Here is a 12,249-nt window from a genome sequence, read left to right on the forward strand (position 1 = left end):
GTCCAGGAACGGAAGATCCGGCATCTGCGCGAGACACGATTGACCAAGGCTGCGAAGGCGGTGCCGATAGAGGCGCGCCTGTCCGCGGCCTCTTTTGCGTTTCGCCGCCACCGCTCCTGACATATCCCCGGCGCACGGCGAAGATCCGTGTGCCAAACGCGAAGAAGAGGCCACGGCACCATTATGGCAAGCAAGGCGAAAGCTCCCGAATTCCAGGGCAGCAAGAAGAAGCGCATCCGCAAGATTTTCGGCGACATCCACGAAGCGGTGCAGATGCCGAACCTGATCGAGGTGCAGCGCGAGAGCTACGAGCAGTTCCTGCGCTCCGATCCGTCGATCGATTACGTGTCGGGTCTCGAAAAAACGCTCCGCAGCGTCTTCCCGATCCGCGACTTCGCCGGCACCGCCGAACTCGACTTCGTGAATTACGAGCTCGAGCCGCCGAAATACGACACTACCGAATGCCGCCAGCGCGGCATCACCTATGCCGCTCCGATGAAGGTGACGCTGCGCCTCATCGTGTTCGAAGTGGACCAGGAAACCGAAACCCGCTCCGTGCTCGATATCAAGGAGCAGGACGTCTATATGGGCGACATGCCGCTGATGACCGGGAACGGCACGTTCCTGATCAACGGCACCGAGCGCGTGATCGTCTCGCAGATGCACCGCTCGCCCGGCGTGCTGTTCGATCACGATCGCGGCAAGACGCACTCTTCCGGCAAGTTCCTGTTCGCCGCGCGGGTCATTCCGTATCGCGGTTCGTGGCTCGATTTCGAATTCGATGCGAAGGACATCGTCAATGTCCGTATCGATCGCAAGCGCAAGCTGCCGGTCACCTCTTTGCTCTATGCCCTCGGCCTCGATAGCGAAGACATTCTCGCTCACTTCTACGACACCATCACATGGAAGCGTGCGGGCGGCAAAAAGAAGACCGGCGAAGGCTGGGAAATCCCGTTCAGCGCAGAACAATGGCGCGGTTCCAAGCCGGCCTTCGCGCTGGTCGACGCCAAGACGGGCGAGGAAGTGTTCCCCGCCGGCCAGAAGGTTTCGCCCCGCGCCGCCAACAAGGCGGAGAAGGACGGGCTCAAGACCCTGCTGATCCCGACCGAGGAAATCTTCGGGCGCTATGCCTCTAAGGACCTGATCGACGAAAAGACGGGCCGCATCTACATCGAAGCGGGCGAGGAAGTTTCGCCCGAAAACCTCGAAAAGCTGGACGGTGCGGGCATCGACCAGCTCGAGTTGCTCGATATCGACCACGTCACCACCGGCGCGTGGATGCGCAACACGCTCGCCGCCGACAAGGCCGAGAACCGCGAAGAAGGCCTGGAGGCCATCTACAAGGTCATGCGCCCGGGCGAGCCGCCGACCAAGGAAACCGCCGAAGCGCTGTTCGAAGGCCTGTTCTTCGATGGTGAGCGTTACGACCTTTCCGCCGTCGGCCGCGTGAAGCTCAACATGCGTCTCGAGCTCGACGCCGAAGACACCGTCACAACCCTGCGCAAGGAAGATATCCTTGCCGTGGTGAAGGAGCTTGTCGACCTGAAGGACGGCAAGGGCGACGTCGACGACATCGACAACCTCGGCAATCGCCGCGTGCGTTCGGTGGGCGAGCTGCTGGAAAACCAGTACCGCGTCGGCCTGCTGCGCATGGAACGCGCGGTGAAGGAGCGCATGAGCAGCGTCGACGTGTCGACCGTCATGCCGAACGACCTCATCAATGCGAAGCCCGCCGTTGCCGCCGTGCGCGAATTCTTCGGCTCCAGCCAGCTTTCGCAGTTCATGGACCAGACCAATCCACTGTCGGAAGTCACCCACAAGCGCCGCGTCTCCGCGCTCGGCCCGGGCGGCCTGACCCGTGAGCGTGCCGGCTTCGAAGTGCGCGACGTGCACCCGACGCATTACGGGCGCATCTGCCCGATCGAAACGCCGGAAGGCCCGAATATCGGCCTGATCAACTCGCTTTCGACCTTCGCCCGCGTGAACAAGTACGGCTTCATCGAAACGCCGTATCGCGCCGTGAAGGACGGCAAGGTGTCGAGCGAGGTGAACTACCTCTCCGCGATGGAGGAGCAGAAGCACACCGTCGCCCAGGCCTCGGCCGAAACCGACAAGAACGGCAAGTTCGTGGAAGAGCTTGTCTCCACTCGCCAGAACGGCGAATTCGTGATGGCTCCGAACGAGCAGGTCACGCTGATGGACGTTTCGCCCAAGCAGCTCGTCTCGGTCGCCGCATCGCTCATTCCGTTTCTGGAAAACGATGACGCCAACCGCGCGCTGATGGGATCGAACATGCAGCGCCAGGCCGTGCCGCTCGTGAAGGCGGAAGCACCGTGGGTCGGCACCGGCATGGAAGAGACCGTGGCGCGCGATTCCGGCGCCGCGATCGCCGCCAAGCGCGGCGGTATCGTCGACCAGGTCGATGCCAGCCGCATCGTGATCCGCGCCTCGGGCGAAGTCGATACGACCAATCCGGGCGTCGACATCTACACGCTGCAGAAGTTCCAGCGCTCCAACCAGAACACCTGCGTCAACCAGCGTCCGCTGGTGAAAGTGGGCGACACGGTGGACCAGGGCGACATCATCGCCGACGGTCCCTCGACCGATCTCGGCGAGCTGGCGCTGGGCCGCAACAGCCTCGTCGCGTTCATGCCGTGGAACGGCTACAACTATGAGGATTCCATTCTCATCTCCGAACGCATCGTGAAGGACGATGTCTTCACCTCGATCCATATCGAGGAATTCGAAGTGATGGCGCGTGACACCAAGCTCGGGCCGGAAGACATCACCCGCGACATTCCCAATGTCGGCGAGGAAGCGCTGCGCAATCTCGACGAGGCGGGCATCGTCTATATCGGTGCGGAAGTGCATCCGGGGGACATTCTGGCGGGCAAGATCACGCCCAAGGGCGAGAGCCCGATGACGCCGGAAGAAAAGCTGCTGCGCGCGATTTTCGGCGAAAAGGCCAGCGACGTGCGCGACACCTCGCTCCGCCTGCCGCCGGGCGTTGCCGGCACCGTCGTCGAAGTTCGCGTTTTCAACCGCCACGGTATCGAGATCGATGACCGTACCCGCGCCATCCAGAACGAGGAAATCGAACGCCTCAAGAAGGACAGCGAGGACGAGCGCGCGATCCTGAACCGTGCGACCTACAACCGCCTGGAAGAAATGCTGGCCGGCCAGACCGCGTCGGCCGCTCCCAAGGGCGTGAAGAAGGGCACCACAATCGACGCCGCGACGCTGGAAAGTGTCGACAAGCGCGAGTGGTTCAAGTTCGCCGTCGCCGACGACAACATGCAGTCCCAGCTGGAAGCGGTGAAGGGCCAGTATGACGAGGCGGTAAAGGCCATCAAGGACAAGTTCGACGACCGCAAGGAGAAGCTCGAGCGCGGTGACGAACTGGCGCCGGGCGTGCTCAAGATGGTCAAGGTCTTCGTCGCGGTGAAGCGCAAGCTGCAGCCGGGCGACAAGATGGCCGGACGTCACGGCAACAAGGGTGTCATTTCGCGCATCCTGCCCGCCGAGGACATGCCCTTCCTGGAAGACGGCACCCCGGTCGATATCGTGCTCAACCCGCTCGGCGTGCCTTCGCGCATGAATGTCGGGCAGATCTTCGAAACGCATCTGGGCTTCGCCGCGCGCGGGCTCGGCATGCAGATCGCGGAACAGCTCGACGAATGGCGTAGTGCAAATCCCGATATCTCGGCAGGCAAGCCGCCCGCCGCGCTCGTGGACAAGCTTAAGGACGTATACGGCGAGAACTATCACGACGATATCGACAGCCGCTCCAACGAAGAGCTGGCCGAACTGGCGCACAATGTGCGTGCGGGCGTCCCGATGGGCACCCCGGTGTTCGACGGCGCGCGCGAAGGCGACGTCACCGACATGCTGCTGAAGGCGGGCTACGATTCTTCGGGCCAGTCCACGCTGTATGACGGCCGCACCGGCGAGGCGTTCGACCGGAAGGTGACGGTGGGCGTGATCTACATGCTCAAGCTGCACCACCTGGTCGACGACAAGATCCACGCCCGTTCGATAGGCCCCTACTCGCTCGTCACCCAGCAGCCGCTGGGCGGCAAGGCGCAGTTCGGCGGACAGCGTTTCGGCGAAATGGAAGTCTGGGCGCTGCAGGCCTACGGCGCGGCCTACACCTTGCAGGAAATGCTGACGGTGAAATCCGACGACGTGATCGGCCGCACCAAGGTCTACGAAGCGATCGTCAAGGGCGACGACACCTTCGAAGCCGGCATTCCGGAGAGCTTCAATGTGCTCGTCAAGGAAATGCGCTCGCTCGGCCTTAATGTCGAACTGACTTCGCTTAACGATGGCGACGAAGACGAAGACGGCTTCGGCCAGATCGCAGCGGAGTAAGAAGTGTTTCCGAAGATCGAGAATCGCATGGAATGGCTATCTGTTTTCGCAGCTCTTTGCTGCGTGGCCATTCTTGCGATTCAGAAGTGGAACCCACAGAACATCTTCGATCAAGCCATTTCCATGGTTTTGGCGCTCTTATCGCTAGCAGTCGCAGCCAATTTAGCTCGTAATTTCGCAGCGCTCCGCCAGACAAAAGATAACCCCCCGACCGAGGGATCAGAAAAATGAACGAACTGACCAAATTCACGAACCAGCTGGCGAAGCCCGAAACCTTCGACCAGATCCAGATCGGCCTCGCTTCGCCGGAGCGCATCCGCAGCTGGTCTTTCGGCGAGATCAAGAAGCCGGAAACGATTAACTACCGCACGTTCAAGCCCGAGCGTGATGGCCTGTTCTGCGCGCGCATCTTCGGTCCGGTGAAGGACTACGAATGCCTGTGCGGCAAGTACAAGCGCATGAAGTACAAGGGCGTCGTTTGCGAAAAGTGCGGCGTCGAGGTCACCGTCACCAAGGTGCGCCGTGAGCGCATGGGCCATATCGAACTGGCCGCGCCGGTCGCGCATATCTGGTTCCTGAAGTCGCTGCCCAGCCGCATCGGCCTGCTGCTCGACATGCAGTTGAAGCAGCTCGAGCGCGTGCTGTATTTCGAAAGCTACATCGTCACCGAACCGGGCCTGACGCCGCTGGAGAAGTTCCAGCTGCTGACCGAGGACGAGCTGCTCGACGCGCAGGACGAATATGGCGAGGACGCCTTCACCGCCGGCATCGGTGCCGAAGCGGTCAAGCTGATGCTGATGGACCTCGATCTCGAGCAGGAGAAGGCCGACCTTCTCGAAGAGCTGGAGACCACCAAGTCCAAGCTGAAGCCAGCCAAGATCATCAAGCGCCTGAAAGTCGTCGAAAGCTTTATCGATTCCGGCAACCGCCCGGAATGGATGATCCTGGAAGTCGTGCCGGTCATTCCGCCGGAACTGCGCCCGCTCGTCCCGCTGGATGGCGGTCGTTTCGCGACGTCCGATCTCAACGATCTTTATCGCCGCGTCATCAACCGCAACAATCGCCTGAAGCGCCTGATGGAGCTGCGCGCGCCGGACATCATCGTCCGCAATGAAAAGCGCATGTTGCAGGAATCGGTCGACGCTCTGTTCGACAATGGCCGCCGCGGGCGCGTGATCACGGGTGCGAACAAGCGCCCGCTGAAGTCGCTGTCCGACATGCTGAAGGGCAAGCAGGGCCGCTTCCGCCAGAACCTGCTCGGTAAGCGCGTCGACTATTCGGGCCGTTCGGTCATCGTGACCGGGCCGGAATTGAAGCTGCATCAGTGCGGCTTGCCCAAGAAGATGGCGCTCGAGCTGTTCAAGCCGTTCATCTACGCCCGCCTCGACGCCAAGGGTCTGTCCATGACCCTGAAGCAGGCGAAGAAGTGGGTCGAGAAGGAGCGCAAGGAAGTCTGGGACATTCTGGATGAAGTCATCCGCGAACACCCGGTCCTCCTGAACCGCGCGCCGACGCTTCACCGTCTCGGCATCCAGGCGTTCGAGCCCGTGCTGATCGAGGGCAAGGCGATCCAGCTGCACCCGCTCGTCTGCTCGGCCTTCAACGCCGACTTCGACGGTGACCAGATGGCCGTGCACGTGCCGCTTTCGCTGGAAGCCCAGCTCGAAGCACGCGTGCTGATGATGTCGACCAACAATATCCTCTCGCCCGCCAACGGCAAGCCGATCATCGTGCCGTCGCAGGATATGGTGCTGGGCCTTTATTATCTTTCGATGGACCGCGAAGGCGAGCCGGGCGAAGGCAAGGTGCTGGCCGACATCAATGAAGTGCACCAGGCGCTGCATGTCGGCGCGGTCACGCTGCACTCCAAGATCACGACCCGCGTCCCGCAGACGGACGAGGACGGCAAGGAGTTCATGGCGCGGGTGGAAACCACGCCGGGCCGCATGCTGATCGGCGAATGCCTGCCCAAGAGCCACACCGTGCCGTTCGACGTCGTCAACCGCCTTCTCACCAAGAAGGAAATCGGCGACGTGATCGACCAGGTCTATCGCCACACCGGCCAGAAGGACACGGTGCTGTTTGCCGATGCCATCATGGCGCTGGGCTTCCGCCAGGCGTGCAAGGCCGGCATCAGCTTCGGCAAGGACGACATGATCATCCCCGACACGAAGGATGGCATGATCGCGGAGACGAAGTCGCTGGTTGCCGATTACGAGCAGCAGTATCAGGACGGCTTCATCACCCAGCAGGAAAAGTACAACAAGGTGATCGACGCCTGGAGCCGTTGCGGCGACCAGGTTGCGGCCGCCATGATGGACGAGATCAAGGCCACGCCGAAGGACAAGGACGGGCGCGAGGCGCAGGTCAATTCCATCTACATGATGAGCCATTCGGGCGCGCGCGGCAGCCCCGCGCAGATGAAGCAGCTTGCCGGTATGCGTGGCCTGATGGCCAAGCCGTCGGGCGAGATCATCGAAACCCCGATCATCTCGAACTTCAAGGAAGGTCTGACCGTTCTTGAATACTTCAACTCCACCCACGGCGCCCGCAAGGGTCTCGCGGATACGGCACTGAAAACGGCGAACTCGGGTTACCTGACGCGCCGCCTGGTCGACGTGTCGCAGGATTGCGTGATCGTGGAGGAAAACTGCAAGACCTCCAACGCGCTCGAAATGCGCGCCATCGTGCAGGGCGGCAGCGTGATCGCCTCCATCGGTGAGCGTATCCTCGGCCGCACCGTCGCCGAAGACATCGTCAACGCCGCCACGGACGAAGTGATCGTCAAGGCCGGCACGCTGGTGGACGAGGCCATGGTAAAGGTGATCGAGGAGGCCGAAACGCAGGTCGCCAAGATCCGCTCGCCGCTGGTCTGCGAAGCCGAGCAGGGCGTTTGCGCGACCTGCTACGGCCGTGATCTTGCACGCGGTACGCCGGTCAATATCGGCGAAGCCGTGGGCGTCATCGCGGCGCAGTCGATTGGTGAGCCGGGTACGCAGCTGACGATGCGGACCTTCCACATCGGCGGTGCGGCGCAGGTGAACGAAACCTCGCACCTTGAATCCATCTCGGACGGCAAGGTCGTCTATCGCGACATGCCGACCATCAAGGACAAGAAGGGTCGCCGCCTGTCGCTGGCCCGTTCGGGCGAGATGGTCGTCGTCGATGCCGAGGGCCGCGAGCGTGCAATCCACCGCGTGCCTTACGGCACCGTGCTCATGTTCGAGGACGGCGCCAAGGTGAAGGAAGGCGATCGTCTGGCGGAATGGGATCCTTTCACCCTGCCGATCATCACCGAAACCGCGGGCGTGGTGCGTTACCAGGACCTGGTCGAAGGCAAGACGCTTGAAGAGCGTGTGGACGATGCCACCGGCATCGCCCAGCGCGTCGTCACCGAATTGCAGTCGCGCAGCGCGAAGAAGGAAGACCTGCGTCCGCGCCTGACCCTGCTGGGTGAGGACGATGCCAAGGGCAAGGGCAAGTCAAAGAAGGACGAGGAAACCGAAGCGCAGCGTTATATGCTCGCTCCGGGCACCACGCTTTCGGTCGAGGATGGTCAGGAAGTGCAGGCGGGTGACATTCTTGCCCGTGCTTCGCGTGAAGCCGCCAAGACGCGCGACATCACCGGCGGTCTGCCGCGTGTTGCCGAGTTGTTCGAAGCGCGCATTCCGAAGGACGCTGCCGTCATCGCCAAGGTCGACGGCAAGATGGAATTTATCCGCGACTACAAGGCCAAGCGCAAGATCGCGATCGTTCCGGAAGAGGGCGAACCGGTCGAATATCTGGTTCCCAAGACCAAGGTGATCGACGTGCAGGAAGGCGACTTCGTGAAGAAGGGCGATACGCTCATCTCCGGATCGCCCAACCCGCACGATATCCTTGAGGTCATGGGTATCGAGGCACTCGCCGAGTATCTCTGCACCGAAATCCAGGAAGTCTATCGACTGCAGGGCGTGAAGATCAACGACAAGCACATCGAGGTGATCGTTCGCCAGATGCTGCAGAAGGTCGAGATCACCGATGGCGGCGACACCGTGCTGCTGCCGGGCGAACAGGTCGATCTGGAAGAGATGAACGAAGCCAACGCCAAGCTGCCGCCGCGCAAGAAGAAGGCGCAGGGCAAGCCGATCCTGCTCGGGATCACCAAGGCGAGCCTGCAGACTCGCAGCTTCATCTCCGCCGCCTCCTTCCAGGAAACCACGCGCGTGCTGACGCAGGCCGCGGTCGAAGGGAAGAAGGACACGCTGATCGGTCTCAAGGAGAACGTGATCGTGGGCCGCCTTATCCCCGCCGGTACCGGCGCGGGCATGAACCGGATGCGCGTCACCGCCTCGTCCCGCGATGCTGCGCTGCGCGCGCAGTACAAGAAGATGCAGGACGCTCTAGTCGCTGCTGAGGAGGCTGAAGCTGCCGAAAAGGAAGCGTCGCTTGCCGAGAAGGAGGCCGCCATCGTCATGCCGAACTCCGCCGAGGAAGAGCACGCAGCCGAGCTCGCCCAGGGTCCGGAAGCGGCAATCGGAGACGATCCGCTGGCCCGGATGCAAGGCGAGACCCACGGCACCGACGAAGACGCCGGCGATTACAAGCGCGATGACGAAGGCACCGCGCCCGAAGCAATCGCCAAGGACGAGCAGGCGTCCGAGGACGATGCGAAGGACGGCGAATAAGCCGGCCTTTCATTGCCAAAGATAACGAGCCCCGGTGGAGCGATCCACCGGGGCTTTTTCTTTGCGCGAGCGCCAAGATAGCGAGCGCGCCTCGGTTTGTTCACGCTATTGCAAATCATTCGCATTGCAATGCCTGTGCGAATGGGTAGTTTCGTTGCGAATCGTTCGCAAATAACGGAACCAAGCTATGCAGCCAGATCGCCGGACACCGCCCACGACAAAAGCCTCGCGCAACCATGCCGCTACTCTGATTCGCGATCTCAATCGCGTCCCGGAGCTGCCCTATCGCTCTCAGCGCGCGATGCAGACGGTGCTCGGCATCCGCTGGCTGGCTCTGTGCTCGCGCCGCCGTCACGATCCGATCGTGGAGCTGACCCGCCGTCTCGGCTCGATCACCGCGGCCAAGGCGTTTATCGATTTCGCCGATCTGGCGGGGAGATGCTGGCCAGAGAACATTACGGTGCTGCGCCCGTGCTGCTCCGTGCTCAGCCCGGACGAGACCGTGTTCGTCGACATGATCGAGGCTGCACGCATGGGTGACCGCGCCGCCTTTTCGTCAGCACTCGATGGCTTCATCCGCGCGGACCGGCATGACCGGCTCTACGCCGCAGCCGTCGCCGCAATCGCGCTGATGGACTAGCCTAGTCGGCGTCTTCGGCGTCGGCTTGCGTCGGATCGACGAAAGGCACGGACGGGCCGACTTCGAGGCGGGAGAACGACACGCGCGCATAATCGCCATTGGCGTAATCGGTCGCCCAATCGCCCGTTCCGCCGCAGCCTGCATACCAGAAGCCCGCCTCCGAACGCGTCGAGCACTGGTTGTAGGCTCCGGCTTTGAAATAGAGCGAGTCTCCGCCATAGCCGAGCGGATTGTCGAGCGCGTCGACGCCCTCGATCAGGCTGACGGCCTGGCCGACATAGCCGTGGCGCGCATTGTAAAACGTCACATACATCGTGTTGCCGTGGACGTTGATCTCGTAGGAGAATTCCTCGCCCAGCGCGATGCCCGCTTCGCCCGGATCGTCGCCATCGTCCCACAGATTGCCGAAGACGGGCACGGGAATGTCGATGCGGTCCTCGTCGCCGCGCGCGAGATTGCGCTCATATGTCCAGAAGACGGAGCCGTAATCGTGGCCCGGCCACTTCTTGTAATAGATCTTGATCGGCTCGTTTCCGTAGCCGAAGCCGCTGCTCGTATCGTCGTATTTCACCGAATGGATCTGGCCGACGACCACTGAGTAGGCGGGCTTGCGATCGGGATTGGCGGCGTTCAGCGCGACGTGATCGACGCTCAGCGTGGCCTGCATCCGGCCGCCCACCATGCCATAGCGATCGGAATCGCGGCGCGCGGCGACAGCGAAATTGTTGCCGCCCGAATGCGTGCCGATGCGCGTATTCGTGCCCCGCAGCATCTGGCGCAATTCGCTGCGCGTATTGGTCGAATTGGCGGTGGTGATGGCGCGGTTCGGCGCGGTGAAGACCATTCGCCCGGCGTCATCGACATAGAAATAATCGGGATGCGAGTAATCCTGGATGTCGCGCACATCCACCTCGTCCGGTTTGCCATCGCCATCCTCGTCCATCGGCAGCGTGATCTTCCAGTAGCTGAGATCGAAGAGTTCGCCGGGCGCAGGATCGTCTGACGAGACAGCGTAACCGCTCGTGGACAGGCCCAAGAGCGCGAGGGAGGTGATGGCGGATTTGAGGAGAAGAGACTTCACGATGCGGCACCCACTCTATTCGGTTTATCGATTGGACTAGCATAGCGGCTGGACGCTGAATGCCAAACAACCTGTCCGCTTTCGGCAGGTGTCGCTCCGCTGGCAAAGGCCGGTGTGCTGCGCTAATCGCGCGGCCATGAGTACCAGAACCCGCTTCGCTCCTTCGCCGACAGGGCATCTGCATGTCGGCAATATCCGCACGGCGCTCCACAACTGGATGCTGGCGCGACAGGCGGGCGGCGAGTTCTGGCTGCGCGTGGACGATACCGATGCCGAACGCAGCGAGGAGCGCTTCGTCCACGCGATCCGCAAGGATCTCGCCTGGCTCGGCCTCCACACCGATGGCGAGACCCGCCAGTCCGAGCGGTTGGCGCTTTACGAAGAGGCGTTCGACACCCTGCGCGATGCCGGGCGCATCTATCCCGCCTACGAAACCCAGCAGGAGCTGGAGCTGAAGCGCAAGATCCAGCTCGGTCGCGGTCTTCCGCCGATTTACGATCGCGGCGCGTTGAAACTGAGCGATGCCGAAAAAGCGCAGCATGAGGCCGATGGCGTGGTGCCGCATTGGCGTTTCAAACTGGGCCATGACGAGGCCATCGCGTGGGACGATGGCGTGCGAGGGACGCAGAAATTCGAACCGGCGCAACTGTCCGATCCGGTGATCCGCCGCGCCGATGGATCGTGGCTGTATATGCTGCCGAGCTGCGTGGACGATATCGAAATGGGAATCACGGACGTGCTGCGCGGGGAAGACCATGTCTCCAACACGGCGGTGCAGATCCAGATGTTCACCGCGCTCGGCGCGCAGCCGCCGCGCTTCGCGCATGAGGCGCTGCTGGTGGGCAGGGAAGGCAAGCTGTCGAAGCGCCTCGGCTCGCTCGGCTGCGACAGTTTCCGCGAGCGCGGGATCGAGGCGCAAGCGCTGGTCGCCATGCTGGCAAGGCTCGGCACGGCGCTGCCCGTCGAACCGATCGCTGACATCGAAGAACTGGTCGAGACCTTCGATCTTTCCACCTTCGGTCGCGCGCCCGCAAGGTTCGACGATGCAGAGCTGGATCGGGTCAATGCGGCGATTGTCCATCAGATGGGCTTCGCGCAGGTTTCGGATCGCCTGCCGGACGGGATGGACGAGAGCGGCTGGCACGCCATCCGCCCCAACATCTCCACGGTGCCGGAGGCGGCGGATTGGTGGCGGATCGTCACCGGACCGGTCGAGCCGCGCGACTTCGATGAGGAAACGCGCGTTTTCCTGGCGACCGCAGAGGATTTGCTCGAATGGAGCGATACGCCGTGGCAGGATCTGACCGCCACGCTGAAGGAGCGCACGGGCCGCAAGGGAAAGGCGCTGTTCCTGCCGCTTCGCCAGGCGCTGACCGGCCGCGACTTCGGCCCGGACATGGGCGAATTGCTGCCGCTGATCGGTGAAGATCGGGCCCGCGACAGGTTGCGCAAAGCCGCCGAAAGCTGACTTTCGTCGCGCGGAAATCGCG

General features: G+C 62.4%; 6 protein-coding genes. 5 read left to right on the plus strand and 1 reads right to left on the minus strand.

What is annotated here, in order from left to right; genetic code table 11:
* Window positions 1–183 precede the first annotated feature (183 nt).
* The 4 genes from rpoB to D6201_RS10745 all read left to right on the plus strand — a co-directional run bounded on the left by rpoB (window position 184) and on the right by D6201_RS10745 (window position 9,678).
* Window positions 184–4,371, plus strand: a complete 4,188-nt coding sequence (gene rpoB, locus D6201_RS10735) for a DNA-directed RNA polymerase subunit beta (protein WP_120048774.1) — start codon at window positions 184–186, stop codon at window positions 4,369–4,371.
* A gap of 3 nt (window positions 4,372–4,374) precedes the next feature.
* Entirely contained in the window at window positions 4,375–4,602 is a 228-nt protein-coding gene (locus D6201_RS12850) for a hypothetical protein (RefSeq protein ID WP_133303997.1), read from the plus strand.
* On the plus strand, window positions 4,599–9,038 hold the full coding sequence (rpoC, locus tag D6201_RS10740; protein WP_120048775.1) for a DNA-directed RNA polymerase subunit beta': 4,440 nt from the start codon (window positions 4,599–4,601) through the stop codon (window positions 9,036–9,038). The genes D6201_RS12850 and rpoC overlap by 4 nt, the downstream gene beginning before the upstream one ends.
* A 187-nt stretch (window positions 9,039–9,225) precedes the next feature.
* Entirely contained in the window at window positions 9,226–9,678 is a 453-nt protein-coding gene (locus D6201_RS10745) for a hypothetical protein (protein ID WP_120048776.1), read from the plus strand.
* 1 nt (window position 9,679) lies between these two features.
* Here D6201_RS10745 and D6201_RS10750 read toward each other — a convergent pair whose 3' ends face one another.
* Window positions 9,680–10,759, minus strand: coding sequence for a polysaccharide lyase family 7 protein (locus D6201_RS10750; protein ID WP_199798186.1), 1,080 nt, complete (start codon window positions 10,757–10,759; stop codon window positions 9,680–9,682).
* A 136-nt stretch (window positions 10,760–10,895) separates the two neighbouring features.
* On the opposite strand from D6201_RS10750, the gene gltX reads away from it, so the two are divergent.
* The gene (gene gltX / locus D6201_RS10755) at window positions 10,896–12,227 is read left to right on the plus strand and encodes a glutamate--tRNA ligase (protein WP_120048778.1); all 1,332 of its coding nucleotides are present in this window, start codon (window positions 10,896–10,898) and stop codon (window positions 12,225–12,227) included.
* Window positions 12,228–12,249: the final 22 nt, after the last annotated feature.

It is taken from the genome of Aurantiacibacter aquimixticola, from assembly GCF_003605475.1.
Classification (GTDB): domain Bacteria; phylum Pseudomonadota; class Alphaproteobacteria; order Sphingomonadales; family Sphingomonadaceae; genus Alteraurantiacibacter; species Alteraurantiacibacter aquimixticola_B.